We start from the raw sequence: 26446 nt of genomic DNA on the forward strand, positions 1-26446 counted from the left end.
GCCCCTGCACCCCGCGGCGGCGCGCTCCTAGCGTGGCCGCCATGACCACGCACCCCGCATCCGCGGCGTCCACCCCGCACCCCGCATCCGCGGCCTCCACCCCGCACCCCGCATCCCCGGCCTCCGCCCCGCGTGCCGTACCGGCCGCGCGTCCCGCGTCCGGCGCCGCGCCGCTCGCCGTCACCGTCCACCAGGTGGCCCGCCCCACCGGCCTGCCCACCCCCGCCGACTTCGCGTTCGCCGAGCACCCCGTCCCGGTCCCCGGACCCGGCACCGCCCTGGTGGAGAACGTCTACCTGTCCGTCGACCCGTACATGCGGGAGGCGATGGAGGAGGGCGGCTGGGAGCTGGGCACGCCGCTGGAGGGCCGTTCCATCGGCCGGGTGGTGCGCAGCCGCACCCCCGGGCTGCGCACCGGGGACCTGGTGTTCCACCGGTACGCCTGGCGCACCCACGCCGTGGTCACCGCCGAGGAGGTGCGGGTCCTGCCGTCGCTGGACGGCGTGCCGCTGCGCGCCTGGCTGAGCGTCCTCGGCGGCACCGGCCTGACCGCGTACGTCGGCCTCACCCGGACCGCACGGCTCGCGGCGGGCGAGACCGTCTTCGTCAACTCGGCGGCGGGCGGAGTCGGCACCGCCGTCGGCCAGTTCGCCCGGCTGCTCGGCGCCGGCCGGGTCCTCGGCAGCACCGGCAGCGCCGCCAAGGCCGCCCACCTGGTGCAGGACCTCGGGTTCGACGCGGCCTTCGACTACCACGACGGCCCGTTCGCCGAACTGCTCGGCGCGATCGCCCCGGACGGGATCGACGTCGGCTTCGAGAACGTCGGCGGCGGTCAACTGGAGGGCCTGATCGCGCACATGCGGCCCTCCGGCCGGATCGCCTGGTGCGGCAGCGTCGCCCAGTACAACGACCCCGCCGACCCGCCCGCCGCGCCCCGCAACCTCTACGACGTGGTCGGCAAGTCGCTGCGGCTGGAGGGATTCCTGGTCCGCGACCACCGCGACGCCCAGCGCGAGCTCGAGGAATTCCTGGTGCCGCACCTGCGCTCCGGGCGGGTCGTCCCCGACGACACCGTGGCCGCGGGCATCGGCACCGTCGTCGACGCGTTCATCGGGGTCTTGCGCGGGAGCAACACCGGCAAGATGATCGTCCAGGTCGGTGACCCAGAGGAGAAGTGACGGGAGAGTACGGTGACCGCACGCCAGACGCCCCGCCCGACGCCGCACCAGGCACCCCTGCGGGTCGCCAACTGCTCCGGCTACTACGGCGACCGCCTCGCCGCCGCCCGCGAGATGGTCGAGGGCGGGCCGATCGACGTGCTCACCGGCGACTACCTCGCCGAGCTGACGATGATGCTGCTGTGGAAGGCCCGGCAGCGCGACCCCGGCGGCGGCTACGCGCTGTCCTTCCTCGCGCAGATGCACGAGGTGCTGGGCACCTGCCTGGCGCGCGGCATCAAGGTCGTGGTCAACGCCGGCGGCCTCAACCCGGCCGGGCTCGCCGCCAAGCTCCGCGAACTCGCCGCGGCCGGCGGCCTGCAGCCCTCCGTCGCCCACGTCGAGGGCGACGACCTGCTCGCCCGGCTCCCCGAACTCCAGGCCCGCGGACACGACTTCGCCCACCTGGCGACCGGTCTGCCGCTCGCCGGGTCCGGTGTGGAACCGGTCACCGCCAACGCCTACCTCGGCGGCTGGGGCATCACGCAGGCGCTGCGGGCCGGCGCCGACGTGGTCGTGTGCGGCCGGGTCACCGACGCCTCGCTCGTCGTCGGCCCGGCCGCCTGGGCGTTCGACTGGGCCATGGACGACTGGGACGCGCTCGCCGGCGCGGTCACCGCGGGCCACATCATCGAGTGCGGCACCCAGGCCACCGGCGGCAACTACTCCTTCTTCACCGAGATCCCCGACCCCGTCCACCCCGGCTTCCCGCTCGCGGAGATCCACCCCGACGGCTCCAGCGTCATCACCAAGCACCCCGGCACCGGCGGTGCCGTCACCGTCGGCACCGTCACCGCCCAACTCCTGTACGAGACCGGCCATCCCGCCTATCTCAACCCGGACGTGGTGGCCCGGCTCGACACCGTGAGGCTCACCCAGCAGGGCCCCGACCGGGTCGCCGTCGGCCCGGTGACCGGCGAACCCGCGCCGCTGGACCTCAAGGTGTGCCTGAACCACCGCGGCGGCCACCGCAACTCCGCGACGTTCGTGCTCACCGGCCTCGACCTGGACGCCAAGGCCGACTTCGCCGAGGCCGCGCTGCGCGACGCCACCGGCGGGCCCACCGCCTTCGCCGTGTACGACCTGCGGCGCGAGCACGGCGGCGAGGCCGACCGGCTCACCCTCACCGTCAAGGACCCCGACCCGCACGCCGTCGGCCGCGGCTTCTTCACCGCCGTCGCCGGCACCGCGCTCGCCGGCTACCCCGGCCTCTACCTGGAGCACGCCACCGCCAAGGCCACCGAGTACGGGGTGTACTGGCCCGCGCTGGTGCCCTCCGCCGAGGTCGAGGCGGTGACCGTGCTGGGCGACGGCACCCGGCTGCCGGTCCCGCGGCCGCCCGCCGAACGGCCCGCCCGCGCGCTCCAGGCCGACGCGGAACCGCCCGCGCCGCCGTCGCTCGCCGACGTGCGGCCGCAGCCGCTGCGCCGCACCCGGGGCGACGTCCACGGCAGGGCCGGCCGCACCGTCCGGCTGCCGCTCGGCACCCTGATCGGCGCCCGCTCCGGCGACAAGGGCGGCGACGCCAACGTCGGGCTGTGGGCCAGGGACGACGACGCCTGGCGCTGGCTGCGCGGCCACCTGGACGTCGAGCGGCTGCGCGCCCTCCTCCCGGAGACCGCGAAACTGCCCGTCAGCCGCTACGAACTGCCCCGTCTGCGGGCCGTCAACTTCGTGGTGCACGGGCTCCTCGGCGACGGCGTCGCCGCCTCCACCCGGGCCGACCCGCAGGCCAAGGCGCTCGGCGAGCGGCTGCGCGGCTGCCTGGCCGACATCCCCGAGGACCTGGCCGACCCGGCGGCCGCGGAGTTCACACGGGTGCCGGAGGGATGACGCCGCCACACCGGGCGGCGGGCGGGTGCGCTCCCGTGCCGCGCGCGCGGAGGGGCATCATCGGGGCATGAGCAATCTCGATGTGAAACCGGCGGCCACGGTCTGCGGTGGCCGCGGCGACGTCTCCGGCAGCCCCGTCCGCGAACTGCTCAACCCGAGGACGGTGCCGCTGGGCGAGAGCACCGTCGTCCGCCGCCTGCTGCCCAACCTCGGGCGGCGGATGGTGGGCGCGTGGTGCTTCGTCGACCACTACGGGCCGGACGACATCGCCCACGAGCCCGGCATGCAGGTCCCGCCGCACCCGCACATGGGCCTGCAGACCGTCAGCTGGCTGCACGACGGCGAGGTCCTGCACCGCGACAGCCTCGGCAGCAAGCAGACGGTGCGGCCCCGCGAGCTGGGCCTGATGACGTCCGGGCGGGCCATCGCGCACTCCGAGGAGTCGCCCCGCGACCACGCCCGCTACCTGCACGGCGCCCAGTTGTGGGTCGCGCTGCCCGACGCCCACCGCGGCACCGAGCCGGCGTTCGAGCACCACGCGCAACTGCCCGAGGTCACCGGCGGGGGAGGGCTGCACGCCACCGTCATCCTCGGCGAGCTGGACGGCGCGGCCTCGCCCGGCACCACCTACAGCCCGATCGTCGGCGCCGACCTCACCCTCGGCGAGGGCACCGCCGCGCGCCTGCCGCTCGTGCCGGACTTCGAGTACGCCGTCCTCACCATGTCCGGCGAGCCCGAGGTCGACGGCGTGCGGCTCGCCCCCGGCTCCATGCTCTACCTGGGCACCGGACGCAGCGCCCTCCCGCTGGACGCGGCCGTGGAGAGCTCCCTGGTCCTGCTCGGCGGCGAGCCGTTCGAGGAGCAGATCATCATGTGGTGGAACTTCATCGGCCGCACGCCCGAGGAGATCGCCGAGGCCCGCGAGGCGTGGCAGTCCGGAGACCGCTTCGGCGAGGTGCACGGCTACGCCGGCGACCGCCTCCAGGCCCCGGCCCTCCCGCCCACTCCCCTGAAGCCGCGCGGACGCGTCCGCTGACCCTCAATCGCAGGCCGCCTGACGGCGACGGGCGCCGCAGACGTGGGCGACCTGGCCGACAGCCTCATCCGTGCCCAGCACACACCGGAGAGCCACGACGACACCGCCCTGCTCCTCATCCGCCGGCACTCCGCACCGCCACGACCGCCCTGCGCGGGCACCGGGCCGCGGTCACAGAAGCGAGCGGAGTTCACGCGCACTGGAAGGAGGCCGCGCCGGCGTAGCCGGCCATCGGCGCCCAGCCCTGCCACGTCCCGCCGGAGTAGCGGATGTTGTGGTAGACCCGGTTGTCCAGCCCCACCGCGACGATCTGCGCGCTGCCGTCGGTCATGCCGGTGATCGAGAGAGCCCGGGCGTTGAACTGGGTGGCGCCGGCGTACCCGCTCATGGGCTTCCAGCCCTGCCATGTCCCGCCGGAGTAGCGGATGTTGTGGTAGATGTCGCCGTCCAGACCGGTCGCGACGACCTGCGTGCTGCCGTCGGTCATGCCGGTGACCGACAGGGCCCCGGCATTGAACGTGCTGGCGCCGGCGAACCCGCTCACCGGCTGCCAGCCGGCCCATGTTCCGCTCGTGGCACGGGTGTTGTGGTAGATGTTGCCGTCCTTGCCGGTGGCGGCGATCTGGGTGGTGCCGTCGGTGAGGCCGGTGAGGGAGAGGGCTCCGGCATTGAACGTGCTGGCGCCGCCGTAGCCGCTCATGGGTTTCCAGCCCTGCCATGTTCCGCTGGTGGCGCGGATGTTGTGGTAGATGTTGCCGTCCTTGCCGGTGGCGGCGATCTGGGTGGTGCCGTCGGTGAGGCCGGTGAGGGAGAGGGCTCCGGCATTGAACGTGCTGGCGCCGCCGTAGCCGCTCATGGGTTTCCAGCCCTGCCATGTTCCGCTGGCAGCACGGATGTTGTGGTAGATGTCGCCATCCGTACCGGTCGCGGCGATCTGGGAGCTGCCCGTCCCGTCCGGCATCGTGGCCAGCGACACCGCGTCGGCGTCGAAGGCGCCCGCACCGGCGTAGCCGCCCATCGCCTTCCACCCGGCCCACGTCCCGCCGGTGGCACGGATGTTGTGGTACACGCCGCCGTCCAGACCGATGGCCGCGACCTGCGACTGCGTTCCGCCCTGGCCGCCGATCGACGTGACCTGGGTCCTTCGCCCCATCGGCGTGGTCGTTCCCCACTGGCCGAAGTCCGCCGCCCATGCCTCGTCCCGATCGCAGTCCGCACCGTCGACCGTGATGCCGTTCTGCACCTGGCGCAGTTGCGCCCGAGGCTCCCACTGACCGCCCGACCACGCGTAGGTCTGCCAGCCCCAGGTGATCTTCCCGTCGTCGAAGAGCCGCTGGATCGGGTAGTAGCCCCCGTACGCGCCGGTGCGGCCGCGGCCGAGGACCGAGGCCACGCCGTCGAAGTACGCGTCGAGCACGGCCTGCTGGCCCGGCGTCGCGTCGAAGTCGACGGCGAAGTAGATCGGCCGGCCCGCCGGCATGCCGCACGACACAGCCAGGCTCTGCGCGTCCCGCGCGCTCTGGGCTCCCACCGCGTAACCGCCGAGCGCCTCCGAGGCGGAGGTCTCCCACACGCAGACGATGTCCAGCCCCGCAGCGATCAGCGCCTGCGCCTCCGACGCCGAGAGGTTCTTCCCCGTGGTGTCGTAACTGAGGTACCGGCAGGCGAAGCGGTAGCCCTGCCCGGCGGTCACGCCCGGCCGCGGCCGGCCCCACGAGTAGTCGACACCACTGGCGACCAGCGACGCGGCCGCCGACGGCGACGCGACCGCCCGCCCCGCGCCCAGCCCCGTGATGACCGCCGCCGAACCTCCCGCGGCGGCCGCCAGCAGTGCGCGACGGGATAACGCCCTCACGTGCTCCGGGGTGCTCTCCATGGGTCTCCAATCCGGGAATTCGGGCCGTACGGCGGGGAAGCCTGGTGTCTGACGGGTGATCAGATGCCGCAGTCGGGGGCGGACCAGTTCTGGTAGTCCTCGCTGTCGACGTGGACATGGGTGTCGTGGCCGGGGAATCCGGGCCCGAAGATGCCCTGGAAGCCGTGGTACCGGGCTTCCTGCGCCAGGGAGCACAGCGAGTAGCCGGAGGGGACCATGTCGGCGGCGTCGCCGTAGAGGTGGCGGCTGTCCGGGACGCCGCCGACGTCGTCGTTGCAGGAGGAGGAGCGGAAGCCGTCGGTGATGGTGATCGGGTAGTCGCCGAGGGCGTGCCGCAGGGCCTCCAGCTTCCACATGGTCTTCAGCTCGTTGTACTGCGCGGTCGCCGGATCCACCGCGCCGCCGGACCAGTCGCCGTTGCACTGGTTCATCTCGCCGTAGGAGAAGTGCAGGGGCGTGCAGTCGGGGCTCTGGAGGGCGTAGATCTGGCCGAACGTCTGCGGGCCGGCGATACCGTCCGCGGTCAGGCCGTAGGCCGCCTGGAAACGGGAGACGGCAGCCGCCGTGGCCGGGCCGAAGTCGCCGTCGATGGCGAGGGCATCGCCGTAGCCGGGGTAGCCGGCCACGCGGATCTGGAGCTGGGCGACATCGTCCCCCGCCATTCCCTCGGACAGCGAACGGCCCCAGGTGTAGCAGGAGTCCGCGTGCGCCGGGGCGCTCGCGACGACCGAGGCGGACGCCAGGCCCACGGTCAGCAGGACGGAGCTGAGTAAGACGCGGAGCATTCGGCGCAGCATGTCTGACCTCCGGGTTCGGCGCGGGCACGGTGCCGGCGGTTCGTCGGGACACCGACATGCAAGAGCATTGACCGTCCACCGACAACCCAACGAAAGCGCGGGAACCCCCATCGCCCCGCCAGGCCGCTGCCGGGCATCGCCCGCGGGCCGCCCGTGACCCCCCGCGAGCCGGATCCTGCTCCGGACGCCGAGGGGCCGGCGAATTCGTCCCAGGAGTACCGGCGGCGGCGCTCCCACCGGGAACTCCACGCGTGTCCGGGAAACGCGAACGCGTTCCGAAGGGGCGGTTCGCCGCATTCGGACCGGCGCCCCGGACGGCCCGCTTCCATTCAAATCACCATGGTTGTAGGGGTAGGTCGCCCATGCTAGGGTCGGATTCCGCTTGTAGGCAGCTGAAGTTCGGGGGCTAGCGATGCAAGAGGAGGCCGCCAGAGTTTTTCTGGTGGATTCAAGAGCTGTTTCGAGAGTGGGCCTGAGCGTCCTGCTGGGCCGGGAATCCGGTCTGGACGTGGTCGGCGCCGCCGCGGATCTGGCAAGTGCCCTGCCGAGTCTGGCGAGACTGTCGCCGGACGTCGTGATCATCGACAGCCAGGATCTCGAGCCGTGTTCATCCGCCGAGATGCGGCTGCTCATCGGCGGAGTTGCCGATGTCAATCCAAAAGTGCTGGCCATCGTGCGGCAACTGGACCAGGTCGCGCACAGCTGGCAGACGGCGGGTTCGTGGGGGGTGCTGGACAACCGGGCCAGCCCCGAGCGGATCGTCGCCGCCGTCCGCATGATCAGTGCCGGCTATCGGCTCGTCGTGCCGCACTGCGCGTGCGAGGAGCCGAAGACCGAAGAACCCGCCGGCATCGCTGATGCGGGTTTGTCGGAACCGGACCTGGAAGCCATCGGGATAACCCGGAGGGAACGCGATGTTCTGGAACTCGTCATCCGCGGCTACTCGAATGCAGAGATTTCAGCAGCGCTTTTCCTGAGTGAAAGCACGGTGAAATCGCACGTACAGCGGATGCTGGACAAGCTGGCCTTGCGGAACCGGGTGCATGCCGTCATCTACGCGTACGAGAAGGGCATCGTGCGGGCGGGCGGCAGCGTCCGATCGGCACCGTGAGCCCTCTGCGTGCGGCGGCACCCGCCATCCAAGACCGGGCCCGCGAGTGCGGCAACCCAACGAAAGCGCGGACTTGCCGTACCCGGCGCCTCCGGTCGCGCCCGGGCGGCCGGCGGCCGCGGCGAAGTCCGCGCTTTCGTTGGGTTGAGGGCCGGCGGTGGAGGGCCCTTGAATGTCGCCACCCATCAGGTTCGCGGGGCGGGTGCGCCGCCCGGCGGACCACCTGGCGTGTGCCGGCGACTTCCCCCTCCCATCGCCGGCACACGCCCTCTTGTTCGCCGAACATGCGTCCGCGCGGAAGGGTGTTGAGACAGGATGTCGTGGTGATCACGGGGAGCGTGGCGAACGGCTGCGGCGGGGCGCGGTGTTGCGGGGCCGGCTGACGGCGTCGACGTCGGCCGCCGGGGTGGAGAACGTGCTCGCGCTGGCGTACGGCGGTGCACGCGTCGCGACGATCCTGCAGATGCTCCCTTCGCTGCCGCGCGGCATGAAGGTGAGCCAGGAACCGCAGCTCTACCTGGTGTTGTGGCTGCTGGCCGCGGTGAACGCCGCGGGCGTGGTCACGTTCGCCCTGGTACGGCGGCGCGGACTGTCACCGGCCGGCGTCGCCGTGGACGTGGTGTTCTGCGCCGCGTTCCTGGTGCTCGGCACGCTCGCGGTGCCGGTACAGGACCGGATCGGGTCCTGGGTCGGCTGGGCACCGGGCTACTCGCTGGCCGTGGTGGTGGGCGTGGCGGGACTGGGCACGGCCGCCTGGTGCGCGGCGGTCGCCACCGTCAGCGCCGCCTACGTGTTCTTCGTCGCCGACGCCGCCACGATCGTCAACCGCTCGACGATCGTGGGCAACACGCTGACCCTGCTGGTGCTCGGCGGGGTCGCGCGGATCGTCGTCCGCTACATCCGCCGGGTCGCCGCCGACGCGGACGAAGCGCGTGCCCGGGTCGCCGAACTCGCACGGCGCGAGGAGAAGCAGCGCGCCCAGCTGACCATGCACGACGCCACCACGATCATGCAGCTGCTCACCGACCCGACCCTGCCCGCGGACACCCGCGCCCAGTTGTGCGAACAGGCCGCCGTCGAAGTCCGGCGGATGCGCGCCTACCTGCGGGGCGGACCCGACGCCCCGCGCAGGCCCGCCACCGGCGGCCCCGGGGAGCCGGGAGAGGTGATGCTCCGCGACGTCCTGGAGTCGGGGATGTCGGGGTTCGCGGACCTCGGCCTGGAACCGGCCCTGGACCTCGCCGACGGCGTGGTCGTGGACGCGGACGCCGGTGAGGCGGTGCGCGGCGCGGTGGCCGGCGTGCTGCACAACGTCCGCCGGCACGCCCGCGCCTCGATGGTCATCGTGCACGCCGACGCCGAACGGGACCGCGGCCGCTGGGTCGTCACCATCCGCGACGACGGCATCGGTTTCGACGTCGCCACCACCGCCCTCGGCACCGGACTGCGCCGGCAGGTGCTCGCCGAACTCGAACGGCACTCGCTGACCGCCAGCATCGCCTCGACCCCGGGCCTCGGCACCCAGATCACCATGGAAGGGAAGCTGGGCCCGTGACCGGCGGCCTCACCGCGATCCTCGTCGAGGACGCCACCGCGATCCGGCTGGGACTGCCCGCCCTGCTGCCCGACATCACCTTCGCCGCCGCCTTCGCCCGGGCCGAGGAGGCCCTGCAGGCCCGCCCGGCCGCCGATGTCGTGGTCCTCGACCTCCACCTGGCCAACAGCGGCCAGCAGGACGCCACCCAGGGCGTTGCCGCGGTCTCCGACCTGGTCGCCGCCGGCTACCGGGTCTGCCTCTACACGCAGGAGGAACGCCGGTTCGTGCTGGCGGCCTGCCTGGCCGCCGGAGCGCGCGGCCTGATCCGCAAGTCGGCGCCCCTGCCCGAGGTCGCCGAAGGCATCGCACAGGTCGCCGCGGGCAAGGTCGTGGTCCCGCAGAGCCTCATCGCGCTCACCGAACTCCTGGTCCGCAGAGGCTCGCTCACCATCCTGTCCCCCCGGCAGCGGGAGGTGCTGGCGGGCCGGGCACGCGGGCAGACGTACACCGAGATGAGCCGGACCATGCACCTGTCGGAGTCGACGCTGCGCGGGTACTGGGCCGACCTGACCGCCATCGTCGCCGACCATCTGCAGCAGACGGCTCCGGCGGACATCGAGCGCTGCCTGGGCCTCGCGCCGGGCGATCTGCTGGACTTCTGGCCGGCCCGCCGCCCCGGCCCGCCCGGATGACCGGACCGCCGCCAGGCGGCGACGGCCCCGATCTGCCCCTTCATGCCAGGGACTCCTTGCGGGTGGCGGGCAGGGCGACGGCGCACACCAGGGCGGCGGCGACGCAGGCCGCGGCGTTGACGGCCAGGGCCACCTCGACGCCGTGGAGCACGCGGCCCGCGGCGGCGGCTCCCGCGGCCGTGGCGGCTCCCGCGGCCGTGGCGACGGCGGACATCACCGGCGTGCCCAGGGTGATCCCCACCTGCTGGCTCATGGTCGCCAGCCCGGTGGCCAGTCCTTGCTCGCTGTCGGGGAGACCGGAGGTGGCGGTCACCATGAATCCGACGATCGCGACCAGGTTGGCCACGCCTCCCAGGAAGGTCGCCGCGAGCAGCAGGGCCGGCCACCCGGCGACGTCGTCGAGGAAGACCAGCGCAACGGTGGCCGCGGCCTGCACGGCGAAGCCGGTCACGATGGCCCGCTTGCCGCCGATCGCGCCGATGACGCGGGGTGCGGCCAGGCCGCCCAGGACGGTTCCGGCGCCCAGGACGGAGAAGGCGAGCCCGGCCTGAAGGGGCGTGTATCCGCGGACCTCCTGCAGGTACAGCGTCAGCAGGAACACCACCGACGTCTCGGTCGCGAAGGCGAGGACGCCGGCGAGGTTCCCCCAGCCGACGGCGCGACGCGTCAGGATGCCCAGCGGAACCAGGGGCCGGGCGACGACCCGCTCGGTGACCACGAACGCGGCGAGCAGCGCGCCGGCCACCGCCAGCGACCCCCAGCAGGTGGGATCTCCCCAGGAGCGCTCACCGGCCTGGGTCAGTCCGTAGACGCCGGTGACCAGCGCGAGCGTCACCGTCACCGCCCCCGGGACGTCGAGCCGGACCCGCTCGCTGCTCCGGCTCTCCTGCAGGACGACGGGGCCCGCGACGAGCACGAACGCCGCGACGATCACGTTGACGAAGAAGGCCCATCGCCAGCTGACCAGGTCGGTCAGCAGGCCGCCGGCGACCGCCCCGGTGGTGAACCCCGCCGCCATCAGGGCGCCGTTGAGGCCGAGCGCCCGCCGGCGCATCGGGCCTTCGGGGAACGACGTCGTCAGCAGCGACAGGGCGGCCGGGGTCACCGCCGCGGTGGCCAGGCCCTGGGCGACACGGGCGAGCAGCAGCATCCACGGCGCCTCCGCCAGACCCCCGAGCAGCGAGGCGGCGCCCAGCACGGCGATGCCGGTGAGGAACTGGCGCCGGCGGCCGAACAGATCGGCGCAGCGGCCGAAGAAGAGCGTGAAGCCGGCGGCACAGACGGCGAAGGACGTCGCGATCCACTGCAGGCCGGCCAGGCCGAAACCGACCTCGCTGCCGATGCGCGGCAGGGCGACGTTCAGGATGGAGAAGTCGACGGCGAGCGTGAAACTCGCGGTGAGCAGGACGAGCAGGGCGACGCGGTCGCGGGGGCGGACGGCGGGGGAGCCGCTCCGCCCGGCCAGGCCGGGCGGAGCGGCTGGGGTGTCGGTGGTCATGCTCCGACCCTCGGCCGCAGGACCCGGCCCAGCCAGCACCCGCTGCTTGGTACCCCTGACAGGGTCAGCCGCAGGAGCGGCGGGTACCGCAGACTGGAGCCATGCCTGCACACCTCCAGCGCACCACGGCCAGCAACGAGCTCGGTGACTTCCTGCGCACCCGGCGCGCAGCCGTCAGCCCGGAGGACGCCGGCATCACCACCTGGGGCACCCGTCGCGTGCCCGGGCTGCGCCGGGAGGAACTGGCCCAGCTCGCGGGGATCTCCGTCAACTACTACATCCGGCTCGAACAGGGGCAGTCGGCCAACGCCAGCGACGCGATCATCGAGGCCCTCGCCCGGGCCCTGCGTCTCGACGACGCGGAACGCACCCACCTCTACGCGATGGCCCGCCCCACCACGGCCAAGCGGCGCAGGACGGCCCGCACCGAGTCACCGACCACCGGGGCGGTCCGCCTGCTGGCGTCCATGCCGGACGTTCCGGCGATGCTCCTCGGTCGGCGCAACGACGTCCTCGCGTGGAACCCCCTCGGCCACCTGCTGCTCGCCGGCCACCTCGACCCGGCGGCGCCAGAGCGGCCCGGGACGCGCCCCAACCACCTGCGCCTGCTCTTCCTCGACCCCCACACCCGCGAGCTGTACCGCAACTGGGCCGACGAGGCGGCACTGGCCGTCTCGTCCCTGCGCTACACCGCGGCGGACTACCCCGACGACCGGCTCCTCGCCGAACTCATCGGCGACCTGTCCATCAACAGCCCCGAGTTCGCCCGCCTGTGGGCCAGGCACGATGTCCGCCTCTGCTCCAGCGGCACCAAGCAGCTGCACCATCCGGAAGTCGGCGACCTCGACCTCCACTACGAGGTCCTGCACCTCCCCGACAGCCACGGCCAGCGGCTCCTCACCCACACCGCGGCCGCGGGCTCGGCCGCCGCGGACGCCCTCAGCCTCCTGCGCCCGACGCCCGGCACGTCCGGCTGAGAGCCCCGCGCCGACCGCTGGGGGACGTCAGCGGATGATGGACACTACCTGGCACGCGGCTTCGGCGAGCCGGTGATCCCCCCGCACCTGGGCGCGGGACAGGGCATTCGCAGGTGTGATGCTCCGCGTGGGCAACCGCCAGGCGGTCTCGGTGTCCAGCCGTACGGAGGCGAGGGGCAGGCCGCGCCGCGGCTCGGCCAGCGACCAGCGGTCCGCGGTGGCGGTCACCGTCCAACTGCCGCCGCCGGGGCCGGAGACGACCACCCTCAGCTGGGCCCCGATCGGTGCTGACGTGTCCCGGAGGGTGTGGGGCAGGGCCCGCATGAAGGTGTCGAGGACCATGGCCAGGGCACGCGGCTCCGGGTCGGTGGCCTGGCCGACGGCATGGCGGATCTGCTGCCGGTGCGTCCACTGCTCGGTGAACTCCCGGGCGATGTCCAGCCACGCCGGCGCGGGGTCGACGCCTGCCCACGACACGCCCAGGGCGGGCGCGCCGAGGTCGGCCGTGGCGAAAGCCCGGGCGAGTCGGGTGCCCGCGGCTTCCAGGGCGTCGACGAGGGACTCAGGGCTGTCCCCGGCGTGCAGCTCGACCCACTCCTGGTTCGTGCGGTGGATGAACTCCACCAGTGTCTCGCCGGGGGCGAACCCGTTGCGGTGGTCCTGGCCGAGACGGCCGTAGCAGTCACCGAGCAGGTGGGCGGCGACGTCGTGCACCGTCCAGTGCCCGGCCGCCGTCCTGTCCCAGTCGGAGGGTGCCAGACCGCGCAGCGTCTTGAGCAGTGCACCGAGCTCCGGCCCGAACAGGGCGCGCGCGTCGACCGGATCACCCAGCCAGGAACTTCCGGACATGCCGTGGGACTCGGGAGTCATGTCCCCAGCCTGGCAGCCGGCAGCCGCGGCCTGCCATCGGATACCGCACGGGCGCCGGCGTCAGTCGCCGCCGTCCTCGTCCTGCTTCTTGTCGTCCTTCCCGTGCTTCGGCCCCGGGCCGGTGGCCGGGTTCCCGGACTCCGCGGTGCCCGGATCCGGGGAGGTGGGACCGGTCGAGGGGGTGGCCGCCGACGAGGAGGGACTCGTGTCCGGCTGCTGCGACCCGCCGTCACCGGAGGCCCAGGCCGTGCTGATCAGTACGGCCGTCACGAAGGCCGTGATCCCCGCGACCACCGCGGCCAGGGTCTTGTGCCGCCGCAGATGGGTGCGTATCCGCACGTGGATCTGCTCGTCCGGCCGTGCCGTGCGGCCGCGCGATCCGTGGGGAGCACGGCGCGTGGGTTGGTCGGCGCCCTGCCAGACACTCGTCGGCGGCAGGGCGTACGTCGTGGCAGCGGTCGGCGCGTGCGGTTCGGGCGCCGGGCGGGTCCCCTCCCGCCACCCGGTGCCGGCGAACCAGTCGGCCACCGCCTGGGTGCTGGGGCGGTCCTCGGGGTCCTTGGCGAGCATCCGGAGGAGGAACTCCTCGAAGGCGCCCGGTAGCTGGGGGCACCGCAGTGAAGGTGGCGCCGGCGGGGCCTCGACGTGGAGGTGCAGCACGCCTGCGGCGGTGTCCGCCTGGAACGGCGGCTCGCCCACCAGCAGTTGGTAGAGGACGCAGCCCAGGGCGTACACGTCGGATCCGGGCCCCGCCGGCCTGCCGAGCGCGCGCTCGGGAGCGAGGTACAGGCTGGTACCCACGATCTGGCCCGCGCCGGTGAGTGCCGCCGACGCGTCGTCGACGAACCGGGCAATGCCGAAGTCGCCGATCTTCACCGTCCCGTGGCCGTCCTGCATCAGGTTGCCGGGCTTGATGTCGCGGTGGATCACTCCCTGGCGGTGGGCCGCGGCCAGGCCGGCGGCTGCCTGGGCGGCGACGCCGGCGACGTGCTCCGGGCTGAACCGGCCCTCCGCCAGCAGGCGTTGGGCCAGGCTGACGCCCTCCACCAGTTCCATCACCAGATAGAAGCGGTCCTCCCAGGAGCCGAAGTCGAAGACGGTCACGACGTGCGAGTGGTTCAGGCGCGCCGCGGTCTGCGCCTCCAGGCGGAAGCGTGCGGCCGCCTGCGCGTCGGAGTCGCCGCCCAGCAGCAGCTTCACCGCCACGGGCCGGCCGAGCACTTCGTCCGAGGCGCGCCAGACCTCCCCCATCCCGCCGCGGCCGATCGCTGTGTCCAACCGGTACCGCCCCGCCACCAGCACTGTCGCGTACCGTCCTCGATGTGTCGTTCAGTCAGCTCGACGACCGCATGCCGACGTCCCCGGATGTCGCCATCGGGCGCACGGGAACGGACGCGGTGGACCTCAGGGTACAGATCTTGCGGGTCCCACCGCGCCGCGGTGGAGGGAGGCGGGAAGCCGGCCGTCCCGCGCTCACCGCGGGCCGTCTTCCGCTCCCTGGAGGAGCGGGCCGCGGCCTTTCCGCCCGCCGGTCCGCGCGGCGCCCGGGGCGGAGCCGGCGCGGCGCCAGGCGCTGTCGGCGAGCAGGCGCAGGCCGTTGAGGCCGACGATGACGGTGGAACCCTCGTGGCCGGCGACGCCGAGGGGCAGGGGGAGGTGCCCGGCGAGGTCCCAGACGACGAGGCCGGTGATGAACGTCCCGGCGATGACGAGGTTCTGCACCACCAGGCGGCGGGCCTGCCGGGACAGGTGCACGACGGCGGGGACGGTGGCGAGTTCGTCGCGGACGACGACGGCGTCGGCGGTCTCCAGCGCGAGGTCGGAGCCGGCGCGGCCCATGGCGATGCCGGTGTGGGCGGCGGCGAGGGCGGGTGCGTCGTTGACGCCGTCGCCGACCACGAGGACCCTGCGTCCGGCCTTCTCCAGCTCCTGGACGGCGGTGACCTTGTCCTGGGGCAGGAGCCCCGCGCGCACGTCGGTGATGCCGACCTCGGCGGCCAGCCGCGCGGCAGCGCGCGGGTTGTCGCCGGTGACGAGGATCGGCGCGGTGCCGCTGAGCGCGGTCAGCGCGCTCACCGTGCCGGCGGCCCCGTCGCGCAGGCGGTCGGCGATGCCGAGGACGCCGGCGGGGGTGCCCCCGACCTCGACCAGGACGGCGGTGCGTCCCTCGGCCTCCAGCCCTGCCGCCACGGCGGCGGCCGGACGGGCGTGGCCGCCCCGCGGCCGGGCCGGGCTGCCGACCGCGACCGCCGTGCCGTCGACGGTGGCGGTGACGCCGGTGCCGGGGGCGGAGGCGAAGCCGTCCGCGGAGGGGATGTCCAGGCCGCGGATGCGGGCGGCGTCGACGATCGCACGGGCCAGCGGGTGCTCGCTGGCGTGCTCGGCGGCGGCCGCGAGGCGCAGCAGCTCGTTCTCGCTCAGGCCCGAGGCGGGCAGCGGGCGGATGTCCGTGACGTGCGGGGTGCCCTCGGTCAGGGTGCCGGTCTTGTCCAGGGCGACGGCGTCGACCTGGCCGAGGCGTTCCATCACGACGGCGGACTTGACCAGCACGCCGTGCCGTCCGGCGGTGGCGATCGCGGACAGCAGCGGCGGCATGGTCGCCAGCACCACCGCGCACGGCGAGGCGACGATCATGAAGGTCATCGCGCGCAGCAGGGTCGGCTGCAGCGCGGCACCGAGAGCCAGGGGGAGGACGAACAGGGCGAGCGTGGCGGCGACCATGCCGATCGCGTAGCGCTGCTCGACCTTCTCGATGAACAGCTGGGTGGGGGCCTTGGTCCGGGAGGCCTCCTCGACCATGGCGACGATCCGGGCGATCACCGAGTCCGACGGGTCGCGCTCGACCTTCACCCGCAGCGCGCCGGTGCCGTTGAGGGTGCCGGCGAACACCTCGTCCCCGGGCCCCTTGGCCACCGGCAGCGGCTCGCCGGTGATGGTCGCCTGGTCGACCTCGCCGGCCCCGTCGAGCACCCGGCCGTCGGCGCCGACGCGTTCGCCGGGCCGTACCAGGATCGTGTCGCCGACGGCGAGTTCGCCGGTGGGCACCGTCTCCTCGCCGCCGTCGTCGCGCAGCCGTGCGGCGGTCGCGGGGGCGAGGTCGAGCAGCCCGCGCACCGAGTCGGCGGTGCGGGCGGTGGCGACGGCCTCCAGGGCGCCGGACGTGGCGAAGATGACGATCAGCAGGGCGCCGTCCATGACCTGGCCGATCGCGGCGGCCCCCAGCGCGGCGACGATCATCAGCAGGTCCACGTCCAGGGTCCTGGCCCGCAGCGCCTGAAGGCCGGCTCGGCCCGGCTCCCAGCCGCCCGCCGCGTAGGCCAGCGCGAACAGCGGGCCCCACGCCCATGTCGGGGCGCCGGTCAGGTACAGCGGCAGCGCGACGAGGAACAGCGCCAGGGCGGCCGCCGCCCAGCGGGCCTCGGGCAGCGCGAAGATCCGGGTGCGCCGGCGCGGGGCGGGGACAGGCGTGCGGCTCGGCGGGGCCTGGGCCGGGCGCTGGGCGAGAGCAGGGGACATCGCGGGGATCGTTCCTTCACGAAAGGCGGGGCCGTCCCCCTCACCGTAACAGGAATACTTGAAGACTCGTTCATGCATTCATTCCGTAGGATGGTCCCATGGGCCACGGAGCGAAGACCCCCGACAGCACGCCGCCGCGCACCCGCCTGACGTCCGCCAACGCGGCACAGGTCGCCACCACCCTGCAGGCCCTGTCCACGCCCTCGCGGCTGCTGATCCTGGCCCGCCTGCGCGAAGGGCCCTGCGCCGCGACCGAGTTGGCGGCCGCGGTCGACATGGAGCAGTCCGCGTGCTCCCACCAGCTGCGGCTGCTGCGCAACCTCGGCCTGGTCACCGGCACGCGCCAGGGCCGTTCCGTCGTCTACGCCCTGCACGACAACCACGTCGCCGAACTCCTCGACCAGGCCGTCCACCACATCGAGCACCTCCGCCTCGGAGTCGCCGACGCCCCGGCCGCCGCGGACGGGACCGCCGCCGGCCCGGAGCCCTCGCTGCGCTGACTCCGCCCGCCGAGCAGGGCGGCCGCGCCGAAGGCGGACAGGAGCTGACCTACTTGCGGCCTACCGTCGCTGCCGTCCAGCACCACCGACGGAAGGTCATGTGATGTCCGAGCAGACCAGCGCCGCGCCGGCCGGCTACACCACCGTGGCTCCCTGGGTCGTCACCGACGACACGGGGGGCTTCCTCGACTTCGTCTCCCAGGCGTTCGGGGGTGAGGAGCTGGGGCGGGTGCCGACCGAGGACGGCCTGATCGGGCACGGTGAGATCAGGGTCGGCGACACCGTCGTGCTGGCCTTCGACCGGCACGCGGACTGGCCCGCCATGCCGAGCCTGCTGCGCGTGTTCGTCGCCGACGCCGACCGGGCCTTCTCGCACGCCGTCGCCGCCGGCGGCCGGGTCGTCACCCCGGTGGCCGACGACGCCTTCGGGCAGCGCGGAGGCCGCGTCAAGGACCCGTTCGGGAACGTCTGGTGGGTGGTCAGCCGCGTCGAGGACGTCTCCGAGGGCGAGATGTGGCGGCGGCTGCAGGACCCCGTGTACGCCGAGGTCATGCGCGTGGCCCAGGAGACGCTCGACGCCGAACTCGGCGGCCGGGACCACGGACGCAGCAGTGCTCCGGTGCGGACGACCGGCTGACGGCCGCGGGCACGGGCAGCGGCCGCTCCCCGCTTCCGCCGGTGCTCGGCACCGCGAAGCGCGGGGAACGGCCGCCTGCCGGCGTCGGGTTCCCGGCTCAGACGAACGCCCAGTGCTGGTCCGGGTAGGGACCGCAGGGCCAGGTGTTGACGGGAACGGACCAGCCGGTGTTGGCCCCGGGAATCGACAGGCACCAGTCATCGACCCAGGAGCGCATCTCGTTGGCGCCGAAGCTCGAGTCGTAGACGTTGTACCAGAGCTGGTTCAGGGTGCCCTGGCTGGCGTCCCAGCCGCACCAGCTGACGGTGAGCTGCGAGTTCTGGAAGGGCGTCAGGTGGGTCAGGCACAGGTTCTGGTCCTCGCTGAGCACCACGTAGTAGAAGCCGGGATGGCTGTCGGACCCGGAGGTCATCCAGTACTGGTCGCCGTAGCCACCGCAGCCGTACTGGTCGACGACCTGGCCGTCGTAGTAGTTGTTGCCCGGGATCGACAGGCACAGGGCCGTGTACTGGTTCTGCAGGAAGTTCCCCGACAGCGCCGAGGCGTCGGGTGCGGTGACACCGGCGATGGCGAGAACGCCGAGGATGCTGGTGAGCAGCGCGATGAGGGATAAGCGGCGACGCCGCTTGGGCTGAAGCACTGAATGTTCCTTCCGTCGTGCCGTGCGGCGGCGGACGCCCGTGGGACGTCGCGCCGCCTGCCCGCTCACGGGCCGGCCCCCTTCCGGTCGGGGGCGAACCCGCCTGACTTTTCCAGGCTGGCCGGTCCCGCACGGCGCTGACCAGGAAGAACGAGCGGAAGAAGGGGCGGAAGAAGGACCGGCGGTTTCCCCCGGCAGAAACCCTGTGGTGTACTCAGCTGAGCAGGTGCTGTTCATCCCGGGGGGGGCGTGATGAGCAATGTCGGTTTCGGGGCGCTGTTACGCGCCCGGCGCTGCGGGGCGGCGCTGACGCAGGAGGAACTCGCCGAGCGTTCGGGGCTGAGCGTGCGGGCCATTCGCGATCTGGAGCGCGGCAGGGTCGCCCGGCCCCGGCGCGAGACGGTACGGCTGCTGGCCCTGGCACTCGAACTGGGCCAGGACGCCCACGAGGAACTCCTCCGCCTGGCCCGCCAGGCGGCACCGCCGGCGCCGCCCGGTCCTGCCGCGGCCGAACCACCGGCTGAGCCCGGCCCGTTGGGCGCCGCGCCACCGGCCCCTCCCGGCAACGAGCCACCGGCCGGCCACGACGGTCCGCCCGCCGCGGCCGCCCCGCCCGCCGCACCGGCGACGCCCCCGCACACCCGGGCCGGCCGCAACCGGGCCGGACGCAGCCGCGGCGGAAGAAGGCCCGCGGCCGGCTACGCCCTCCTGCTCACCGCGGTGCTGGCCGTGCCCGTCCACTCCTGGGTGCGCGGCCCAGGCACCGCTGCTCCCTCCCCCCACCAGACGCCCGCCACCCGCAACGCCGGCAGGGCCGTCTCCGCCGCCTGGGTCGCCGGCGACGACATGCCCCCGCTGGATCCGTCCAGCACCGGCGACGACTTACAGGTCCTGCACCCGGTGCCGCGAGGCGACGCGCTGATCGTCACCGTCGCGCTCACCGGTGCCGGCGCGGGACCGGTCACCGTGACCGACACGGCCGCCAACCGCTACCGGGCGGCCGGGAACATCGTCTCCAGGGACAACCGCCACCGGCTGCTGCTCTTCGCCTTCATCGGCGCCAAACCGCTGGACACCCTGGACCAGATCACCGTCCGCTGGCCCAGGGCCACCGACTCCCACACCACCGTCGACGCCTTCCGCGGGATCACCACGGCCGGTCCGTGGGGCGGCTCCCAGTCGGCCGGCGCCCCGTCCGGCGGCAGCGAACCCTTCACCAGCGGCGACCTTCCGCTGTGCCCGTCGGGCGACCTGCTCTTCACCGCGGTGAGCACGCCGAAGGGCACCAACGCCCAACTCGACACGCCCTGGAGAACCCTGACCGGATCCCCCCTGCCGGGACCGCCGCTCACGACGGCCTACCGCACCATCGCCTCCGGGGAGGACCGCTGCGAGGAGCGCGGCACCGAACCCGCACCCTGGCAGTCCCTCTCCCTGCGCCTGCACTGAACGGCCACCGCCGCGTCCCGCCGCGGCTAGACGACGGGGAAGTCGAAGTAGGTGTCCGGGTACGGCTCGTCGGCGAGCGTGTAGTGCCACCACTCGCTCTCGTACGGGGTGAACCCGCAGGCTTCCATGATCGAGCGGAGGTGCCGGCGGTTGCCCGCCTCCGCCGGGGTGATGCCCGGTGCTCCGTGATGGGAGCGGGCATCCATCAGGTCGTGGCCGCCGCCCATGGGGGCGAGTTCACCGGTGGACAGGTGGAAGAGCGTCAGGTCGACGGTGCCGCCGCGGCTGTGGCCGGACCTCGCGGCGACGTATCCCCGCTCGAACATCTGGGCCCGGTCGATGTTCGGGTAGTGCCGCGCCTTCGTCCTGCCGTCCTCCGGCTGACGCGACCAGCGCACGAAGCAGTCGACGGCGCGCTGCGGACGGTAACCGTCCCACAGGAGCAGACCGAGGCCGAGGAGCGCGGCCCCTTCCCGTGCCCTTTCCAGGGCCGCGCACAGCGCCCGCGTGCCGACGATGCGGTTCGCCAGGTACCCGTCCACCGGTTTGCCGGTGAAGTTGTCCCAGGTGGCGTACTTGGCGTCCCACCGTATGCCGGGCACGAGCCGGTCCACGAAGACGAAGCCGTCGTTCATCGCGCCCTCCCGGCCAGCGTCAACGACACCAACCGGTCGACCACTTCGGAGAGCGGCAGCCCCGCGGCCGCCATCATCCGCGGGTAGCGGCTGTACGAGGTCAGGCCGGGCAGCGTGTTGACCTCGTTGAGGACGACCTCTCCGCCGTCCTTGAGGAACAGGTCCACCCGCGCCAGGCCGCTGCACCCCAGGGCGCGGTACACGGCCATCGCGGTCTCCTGGACGCGCGCTCGCGACTCCGCCGGAATACCGGCGGGGACGACGGCCGTGGAGTTCTCCGAGCCGCTCTCGGGTTCGCTCTCCTGATGGATCCTGAAGAAGCCGTGGGTCAGGGCGATGTGGTCCACCTCGCCCGCGAGCAGGTCGGGATCGTCGCCCAGCACGGCGCACCCGATCTCGCGGCCCGTGACGGCCTCCTCGATCAGCACCTTCGTGTCGTACACGCGGGCGGCGTCCACCGCAGCCGCCAGGTCCTCCTTGCCGGCCACCTTGGTGACGCCGAACGACGAGCCCGAGCGGGCCGGTTTGACGAAGACGGGGTAGGCGAGCCCGTCGGCGTCCGCCGGCTCGTCCGCCGTGACGGTCCGGAACTCCGGCGTGGCGATGCCCGCGCTCCTGGCCACGGTGTAGGCGAGGGACTTGTCCATGCACAGCGCGGAACTCTGCACGTCGCAGCCGGCGTACGGGATGCCGGAGAGTTCCAGCAGACCCTGGACCGCACCGTCCTCGCCGAACCTGCCGTGCAGGACCGGCAGCACGACGTCCAGCCTGACGGTTCCGTAGCGCCCCTGCTCCAGGACGAGCAGCCCGTGGACGTCGCTGTCCGGCGAGAGCACCACCGGACGGCAGGCACCCTTCTCCCAGTCCCCGTCGGGGCCCTCGCAGAGCCTCCAGGCGCCGCTCCTGGTGATCCCGATCCAGAACGGCTCGTACCTGCCGGCGTCGAGGTTCCGTGCCACCTCCCGGGCGGACTTGACGGAGACGGGGTGCTCCTCGGAGCGGCCCCCGAAAAGGATTCCGATCTTGAGCCTATCCATGCTGGTTCCTGCTTTCGAATTCCAGGCAGTTGGTGAGGGAGTTCTCGACGGTGTCGCTCAGGGCGTGGTCGGTGTAGTAGGCGGTGTGCGGGCTGATGAGCACGTTCGGCATTTCCTGCAGCCGCACCAGCGCGGTGCTTTCCACGGGTGCGTTCCTGCGGTCGGCGTAGAAGATCCCCTCCTCGCCTTCGAGGACGTCCAGCGCGGCGCCGCCCAGCCGTCCGCTCTCCAATGCCGGAACGAGCGCTTCGGTGTCGATCAGGGCGCCGCGTCCGGTGTTGACGACGAAAGCGCCGCGTTTCATCCGGCCGATGCGGCGGCGGTCGAGGAGATGGTGGGTCTGCGCGTTCAGCGGGGTGTGGAGCGTGACCACGTCGCTCTGCCGGAGCAGTTCGTCGAGGGGAACGTATGCGGCGCCGGCTCCGGGGTGACTGTCGAAGGCCAGCACCCGGCAGCCGAAACCCCGGAGCCTTTCCCCGACCGCCGCGCCGATGCGTCCCGTCCCGACGACCCCGACCGTCAGATCGCGCAGCTCCCGCCCGCGCACGTCGAGCAGCCGGTAGTCGTGGGCATCGGCCCGGCGGATCACGGACTTCGCATGCCGGACCGCCATCAGCATCAGCATCAGCGTGTAGTCGGCGACGCTGTCGGGCGAGTACGCGATGTTCTCCACGGTGATGCCGACGCTCGCCGCGTACTCCACGTCGATGTGGTTGTATCCGATGCTTCTCGTGGAGATGTACGCGACGCCGGTCCTGCTCAGTGCGAGAAGCGTGGAACCGGAGACGTCGGTCTTGTGGCCGACGCTGATGCAGCGGTTTCCCGACGCCAGTGGAGCGGTGGCTTCCGAGACCGCCGCCTCGGTGATCACGGGCAGGACGCCGAGGCGCGGCGCCAACTCCCGGAACAGCGCCGCCTCGTCCTTCTCGCAGCCGTATACGGTGATTCCCGCGGCCGGTACGGCTGGGGGAGGAGAGGGTGTCGGAGAGCGATTCATGCCCGCAGTCAAGGCGATGACGTGTTGCCGTCGTGTATGCCCTTTTCGATATGCGGACGACATGCCGCCGGGCACGGCCGGCCGGTGACATGTCGTCCGCATATCGAAAAACGCATACCTCGCGGAAACAGCGGTCCGCATTGACTTCAGGCATGACATCCAGCGAATTCCGCGGCCGTGGCGCCGCCCGCTCATGATCCCGCTCCGCCTTCGCGAGATCGCGACGATCACCGGCGGGACCGTCGTGGGCGACGGCGCCGTCACGGTGACCGCGCCGGCCGTGCCCGACGGCCGGCAGGCCGCGCCGGGCGGCCTCTTCGCCGCCTTCACCGGCGAGCGCGCCGACGGCCACGACCACGCCGGGCAGGCCGCGCGGGCCGGCGCCGTGGCCGTGCTCGGCTCCCGGCCCACGGCCCTGCCCACCGTCGTCGTCGCGGACACGAGGGCGGCGCTGCAGGCGCTCGCCGCCCATGTCGTGGCGCGGCTGCGCGGCGGGCTGACCGTCGCCGGGGTGACCGGCTCCCAGGGCAAGACCGGCACCAAGGACCTGCTCGCGGCCGTGCTGTCGGGCGCCGCGCCGACGGTCGCCACGGCCGGCTCGCTCAACAACGAGATCGGGGTGCCGCTGACCATGCTGCGCGCGGACGCGTCCACCCGGTTCCTCGTCCTGGAGATGGGGGCCCGCCACATCGGCGACATCGCCGCGCTCACTGGTCTCGCCGCGCCCGACATCGCCGTCGTCCTGAACGTCGGCCGGGCCCACCTCGGCGAGTTCGGCTCGCGCGCGGCCATCGCCACGGCCAAGGGCGAGATGGTGCGGGGGCTGGCGCCCGGCGGGACCGCCGTCCTCAACGCCGACGACCCCCGGGTGGCCGGGATGCGCGCGCTCACCGGCGGTCCGGTGCTGACCTTCGGCCGGGCGGAGCACGCCGACGTGCGGGTGCGCGACCTGGCGCTGGACCGGCTCGGGCGGCCGTCCTTCACGCTGCGGACCGCGGAAGCCTCCGCCCGCGTCGAACTGCCGCTGGTCGGCGCCCACCAGGCGCTCAACGCGGCGGCCGCGGCGGCGGCGGCGGGGCTGGCGGCCGGAGTGCGCCTCGACGACGCCGCGGCCGCGCTGGCCACCGCCGTGCTGTCGAGGGGGCGCATGGAACGGCGCGAGCTCGCGTGCGGCGCGACGCTGCTCGACGACTCCTACAACGCCAACCCCGACTCGACCCGCGCCGCCCTGGACGCCCTGGCGGCGATCGAGGGCCGGCGCCGCATCGCCGTCCTCGGCGAGATGCTCGAACTCGGCGACGGCAGCGAGGCCGAGCACCGCGCGGTCGGGGCGTACGCCGCCGCCCGCGCGGACGTGGTGGCCGCGGTCGGCGAGGGCGGCCGGCCGATCGCGGACGGCGCGGGGGAGCGGGCGGTAGTGCTGGCCGGCAACGACGCGGCCGTCGACTGGCTGCGCGGCCGGCTCGCCGCCGGCGACGTGGTGCTCGTCAAGGCCTCCCGCGGCGCGCGCCTCGACGAGGTCGCCGCGGCGCTGGACTAGGCGGTGCCCGGCGCGTCCCGCCCGCCGGGCGGACAGCGCCGGGCGGACAGCGCCGCCCGCCGGGGCACGGCCGCGGGCTCACCGCCCGCGCCGCCGCCTCATGTACAGGTCGAACGCCCGGTAGACCAGCGGCCGCAGCGGCAGGTCCCACTCGCCGACGTACCTCACCGCCCGGCCGCCGGTGCCGACCTTGAACTGGATCAGCCCGACGTGCGGGTCGTCCGCGTCGAGGGTGGGAGTGATGCCGCGCAGGTCGTAGACGTCGCAGCCGGCCGCCAGCGAGTCGCGGATCATCGCCCACTGGCAGGCGTTGGAGCCGCGCACCTCGCGCTTCCCGGTGGACGAGGCGCCGTAGGAGTACCAGGCGTGGGCGCCGACCCGCACCAGGACGGTGGCGGCGACCAGGTCGCCCTGGTGGCGGGCCAGGTAGAGCCGGGCGCGCTCGGGGTCCTCGGCGCGCATCGCCGCGAACATGGTCGCGAAGTAGTGGGCCGGCCGGGGTGTGAAGCGGTCCCGGGCGGCGGTGCGGACGTAGAGGTCGTGGAACACCTTGAGGTCCTCGCCGGCCGCGACGTCGCCGACCGTGACCTCGACGCCTGCCCGCGCCGCCTTCTTGATGTTGCGGCGCCAGAGCTGGTTCATGCCGCCGAGCAGGTCGTCCTCGGTCCTGCCCGCCAGCGGGAGCTCGTACTTGACCTGCGGCTGGCCGGCCCCGAAGCCGTCCTCCGGGCTCTGCGGCAGCCAGCCCGCCGCCCTGAGCCGGCCGGTCACACGGGCGCCGACCGGGTCGGGCAGGCCGGCCATGTCGGTCAGCCGCCTGACGCCCGGGTCGGCCAGGCCCTGCTTGACCTGGGCGGCGCTCCAGGTGTCCGTGCGCACCGGCGGGCAGAGCCGGACGGCGAACGCGCCGCGCGCCTTGAGATGGGCGGCCAGCGGGTCGAGCCACGCGCCGATCTCGCCGGTCCAGTCGATGGCCGGGCCCTCGGGCAGGTAGGCCAGCGTGAAGCGGTCGAGCCGCGGCACCGGGCGGTACAGGACGAGCCCGGCACCCACCAGCCGCCGCCCGTCGAACCAGCCGACGGACTCGCTGCGCCACTCGGTCTTGACGCGGCCCCACGCCGGGGTCTGCAGGAAGCTGACCGAGGCCCGCGCCCGTACGAACGCCAGGTGCTCGGCGGCGCTGATCGGCCGGACGGTCACGTTCTCGTAGGTCACGCCTCCACCCAAGGCGGGGCGGTGTTGCCGGCGCGTATGCGGATTCCGATACGCCGGCGATAAGGACGGGCCGGTGCCATGCGCCGTCGGCCATACGCCGGCGATATGTGCCGGCTCGTAGCCTCGACGGCATGCGCGTGCTGATCGTCGAGGACGAACCCCTGATGGCTGAGGCCATCCGCGACGGCCTGCGGCTGGAGGCGATCGCGGCGGATGTCGCGGGGGACGGCAGCACCGCCCTGGAACTGCTCGCCGTCAACGCCTACGACATCGCGGTCCTCGACCGCGACGTCCCCGGGCCGTCCGGCGACGAGATCGCCCGGCACATCGTCGCCTCCGGCAGCGGCATGCCGATCCTCATGCTCACCGCGGCCGACCGGCTCGACGACAAGGTCTCCGGGTTCGAACTCGGCGCCGACGACTACCTCACGAAGCCCTTCGAGCTCCAGGAACTCACCCTCAGGCTCAGGGCGCTCGACCGCAGACGCGCCCACAACCGGCCGCCCGTACGGGAGATCGCCGGGCTGCGGCTCGACCCCTTCCGCCGGGAGGTCTACCGGGACGGCCGCTATGTCGCGCTGACCAGGAAGCAGTTCGCCGTACTCGAGGTCCTGGTCGCCGCCGAGGGCGGTGTCGTCAGCGCCGAGGAACTCCTGGAACGTGCGTGGGACGCGAACGCCGACCCGTTCACCAACGCCGTGCGCATCACCGTCTCGGCCCTGCGCAAACGCCTGGGCGAACCCTGGGTCATCGCCACCGTGGCGGGTGTCGGCTACCGCATCGACGCCGAGCCGACGGCCGGGCACGGGGGAGGGGACCGTGGATAGGGCGCCCGG

Annotated in this window: 23 protein-coding genes; 12 read left to right on the forward strand and 11 right to left on the reverse strand. The window is 73.4% G+C overall.

The features are described 5' to 3' along the window. Positions 1 to 41 precede the first annotated feature (41 nt). From ACH4TG_RS29910 to ACH4TG_RS29920, 3 genes are all read left to right on the forward strand, one after another. Positions 42 to 1178: a zinc-binding dehydrogenase gene (locus ACH4TG_RS29910; protein ID WP_398245679.1), complete on the forward strand. Its 1137-nt coding sequence runs from the start codon at positions 42 to 44 to the stop codon at positions 1176 to 1178. Positions 1179 to 1190: 12 nt separating this feature from the next. Continuing rightward, positions 1191 to 3050 (forward strand): acyclic terpene utilization AtuA family protein, encoded by a 1860-nt coding sequence (locus tag ACH4TG_RS29915; protein ID WP_398245680.1) that lies wholly within the window; start codon positions 1191 to 1193, stop codon positions 3048 to 3050. A 67-nt stretch (positions 3051 to 3117) separates the two neighbouring features. Further along, entirely contained in the window at positions 3118 to 4086 is a 969-nt protein-coding gene (locus ACH4TG_RS29920) for a pirin family protein (protein WP_398245681.1), read from the forward strand. Positions 4087 to 4276: 190 nt separating this feature from the next. On the opposite strand, the gene ACH4TG_RS29925 is transcribed toward ACH4TG_RS29920, so the two are convergent. Then, entirely contained in the window at positions 4277 to 5962 is a 1686-nt protein-coding gene (locus tag ACH4TG_RS29925; protein WP_398245682.1) for a glycoside hydrolase domain-containing protein, read from the reverse strand. Positions 5963 to 6021: 59 nt separating this feature from the next. Then, entirely contained in the window at positions 6022 to 6759 is a 738-nt protein-coding gene (locus tag ACH4TG_RS29930) for a D-Ala-D-Ala carboxypeptidase family metallohydrolase (RefSeq protein WP_398245683.1), read from the reverse strand. A 466-nt stretch (positions 6760 to 7225) separates the two neighbouring features. Between ACH4TG_RS29930 and ACH4TG_RS29935 the strand changes: the two genes are divergently transcribed. From ACH4TG_RS29935 to ACH4TG_RS29945, 3 genes are all read left to right on the forward strand, one after another. Further along, positions 7226 to 7870: a LuxR C-terminal-related transcriptional regulator gene (locus ACH4TG_RS29935; RefSeq protein WP_398245684.1), complete on the forward strand. Its 645-nt coding sequence runs from the start codon at positions 7226 to 7228 to the stop codon at positions 7868 to 7870. A gap of 367 nt (positions 7871 to 8237) precedes the next feature. Next, positions 8238 to 9425 carry an ATP-binding protein gene (locus ACH4TG_RS29940; RefSeq protein WP_398245685.1) on the forward strand — a complete coding sequence of 396 codons (1188 nt, stop codon included), beginning with the start codon at positions 8238 to 8240 and terminating at the stop codon, positions 9423 to 9425. Continuing rightward, positions 9422 to 10099: a DNA-binding response regulator gene (locus tag ACH4TG_RS29945; RefSeq protein WP_398245686.1), complete on the forward strand. Its 678-nt coding sequence runs from the start codon at positions 9422 to 9424 to the stop codon at positions 10097 to 10099. The genes ACH4TG_RS29940 and ACH4TG_RS29945 overlap by 4 nt, the downstream gene beginning before the upstream one ends. Positions 10100 to 10139: 40 nt before the next feature. Here ACH4TG_RS29945 and ACH4TG_RS29950 read toward each other — a convergent pair whose 3' ends face one another. Further along, entirely contained in the window at positions 10140 to 11597 is a 1458-nt protein-coding gene (locus ACH4TG_RS29950) for an MFS transporter (RefSeq protein ID WP_398245687.1), read from the reverse strand. 101 nt (positions 11598 to 11698) lie between these two features. Here ACH4TG_RS29950 and ACH4TG_RS29955 point away from each other — a divergent pair, with 101 nt between their 5' ends. Continuing rightward, a complete protein-coding gene (locus ACH4TG_RS29955; RefSeq protein WP_398245688.1) occupies positions 11699 to 12574 on the forward strand; it encodes a helix-turn-helix transcriptional regulator in 876 nt (291 codons plus the stop codon). 27 nt (positions 12575 to 12601) lie between these two features. On the opposite strand, the gene ACH4TG_RS29960 is transcribed toward ACH4TG_RS29955, so the two are convergent. The 3 genes from ACH4TG_RS29960 to ACH4TG_RS29970 all read right to left on the reverse strand — a co-directional run bounded on the left by ACH4TG_RS29960 (position 12602) and on the right by ACH4TG_RS29970 (position 16960). Then, the gene (locus ACH4TG_RS29960) at positions 12602 to 13444 is read right to left on the reverse strand and encodes a maleylpyruvate isomerase family mycothiol-dependent enzyme (RefSeq protein WP_398245689.1); all 843 of its coding nucleotides are present in this window, start codon (positions 13442 to 13444) and stop codon (positions 12602 to 12604) included. A gap of 60 nt (positions 13445 to 13504) precedes the next feature. Continuing rightward, positions 13505 to 14722 carry a serine/threonine-protein kinase gene (locus ACH4TG_RS29965; RefSeq protein ID WP_398245690.1) on the reverse strand — a complete coding sequence of 406 codons (1218 nt, stop codon included), beginning with the start codon at positions 14720 to 14722 and terminating at the stop codon, positions 13505 to 13507. A 195-nt stretch (positions 14723 to 14917) separates the two neighbouring features. Continuing rightward, positions 14918 to 16960 (reverse strand): heavy metal translocating P-type ATPase, encoded by a 2043-nt coding sequence (locus ACH4TG_RS29970; RefSeq protein ID WP_398245692.1) that lies wholly within the window; start codon positions 16958 to 16960, stop codon positions 14918 to 14920. A 98-nt stretch (positions 16961 to 17058) separates the two neighbouring features. On the opposite strand from ACH4TG_RS29970, the gene ACH4TG_RS29975 reads away from it, so the two are divergent. Both ACH4TG_RS29975 and ACH4TG_RS29980 read left to right on the forward strand, forming a co-directional pair. Then, entirely contained in the window at positions 17059 to 17460 is a 402-nt protein-coding gene (locus ACH4TG_RS29975; protein ID WP_398245694.1) for an ArsR/SmtB family transcription factor, read from the forward strand. A gap of 103 nt (positions 17461 to 17563) precedes the next feature. Beyond that, positions 17564 to 18097 (forward strand): VOC family protein, encoded by a 534-nt coding sequence (locus ACH4TG_RS29980; RefSeq protein WP_398245695.1) that lies wholly within the window; start codon positions 17564 to 17566, stop codon positions 18095 to 18097. A 97-nt stretch (positions 18098 to 18194) separates the two neighbouring features. On the opposite strand, the gene ACH4TG_RS29985 is transcribed toward ACH4TG_RS29980, so the two are convergent. Further along, the gene (locus ACH4TG_RS29985; protein WP_398245696.1) at positions 18195 to 18737 is read right to left on the reverse strand and encodes an RICIN domain-containing protein; all 543 of its coding nucleotides are present in this window, start codon (positions 18735 to 18737) and stop codon (positions 18195 to 18197) included. A 252-nt stretch (positions 18738 to 18989) separates the two neighbouring features. Here ACH4TG_RS29985 and ACH4TG_RS29990 point away from each other — a divergent pair, with 252 nt between their 5' ends. Beyond that, positions 18990 to 20186: a multiprotein-bridging factor 1 family protein gene (locus ACH4TG_RS29990; protein ID WP_398245697.1), complete on the forward strand. Its 1197-nt coding sequence runs from the start codon at positions 18990 to 18992 to the stop codon at positions 20184 to 20186. 26 nt (positions 20187 to 20212) lie between these two features. Here the strand turns inward: ACH4TG_RS29990 and vanX are convergent, their stop codons facing one another. From vanX to ACH4TG_RS30005, 3 genes are read right to left on the reverse strand one after another with little or no spacing between them, the layout of a single operon-like run. After that, positions 20213 to 20821, reverse strand: a complete 609-nt coding sequence (gene vanX / locus ACH4TG_RS29995; RefSeq protein ID WP_398245698.1) for a D-Ala-D-Ala dipeptidase VanX — start codon at positions 20819 to 20821, stop codon at positions 20213 to 20215. Next, positions 20818 to 21858 carry a D-alanine--(R)-lactate ligase gene (vanA, locus tag ACH4TG_RS30000; protein WP_398245699.1) on the reverse strand — a complete coding sequence of 347 codons (1041 nt, stop codon included), beginning with the start codon at positions 21856 to 21858 and terminating at the stop codon, positions 20818 to 20820. Before vanA ends, vanX begins: the two co-directional genes overlap by 4 nt. Next, positions 21851 to 22855 carry a D-isomer specific 2-hydroxyacid dehydrogenase family protein gene (locus ACH4TG_RS30005; protein ID WP_398245700.1) on the reverse strand — a complete coding sequence of 335 codons (1005 nt, stop codon included), beginning with the start codon at positions 22853 to 22855 and terminating at the stop codon, positions 21851 to 21853. Before ACH4TG_RS30005 ends, vanA begins: the two co-directional genes overlap by 8 nt. Before the next feature lie 193 nt (positions 22856 to 23048). Here ACH4TG_RS30005 and murF point away from each other — a divergent pair, with 193 nt between their 5' ends. After that, the gene (murF, locus tag ACH4TG_RS30010; protein WP_398245701.1) at positions 23049 to 24395 is read left to right on the forward strand and encodes a UDP-N-acetylmuramoyl-tripeptide--D-alanyl-D-alanine ligase; all 1347 of its coding nucleotides are present in this window, start codon (positions 23049 to 23051) and stop codon (positions 24393 to 24395) included. 78 nt (positions 24396 to 24473) lie between these two features. Here murF and ACH4TG_RS30015 read toward each other — a convergent pair whose 3' ends face one another. Beyond that, the gene (locus ACH4TG_RS30015; protein WP_398245703.1) at positions 24474 to 25610 is read right to left on the reverse strand and encodes a lipid II:glycine glycyltransferase FemX; all 1137 of its coding nucleotides are present in this window, start codon (positions 25608 to 25610) and stop codon (positions 24474 to 24476) included. A 131-nt stretch (positions 25611 to 25741) separates the two neighbouring features. Between ACH4TG_RS30015 and ACH4TG_RS30020 the strand changes: the two genes are divergently transcribed. Beyond that, on the forward strand, positions 25742 to 26437 hold the full coding sequence (locus tag ACH4TG_RS30020) for a response regulator transcription factor (RefSeq protein WP_398245704.1): 696 nt from the start codon (positions 25742 to 25744) through the stop codon (positions 26435 to 26437). The last annotated feature ends 9 nt before the right edge of the window (positions 26438 to 26446 follow it).

The organism is Streptomyces sp. NPDC020917 (assembly GCF_044333795.1).
Lineage (GTDB): Bacteria > Actinomycetota > Actinomycetes > Streptomycetales > Streptomycetaceae > Actinacidiphila.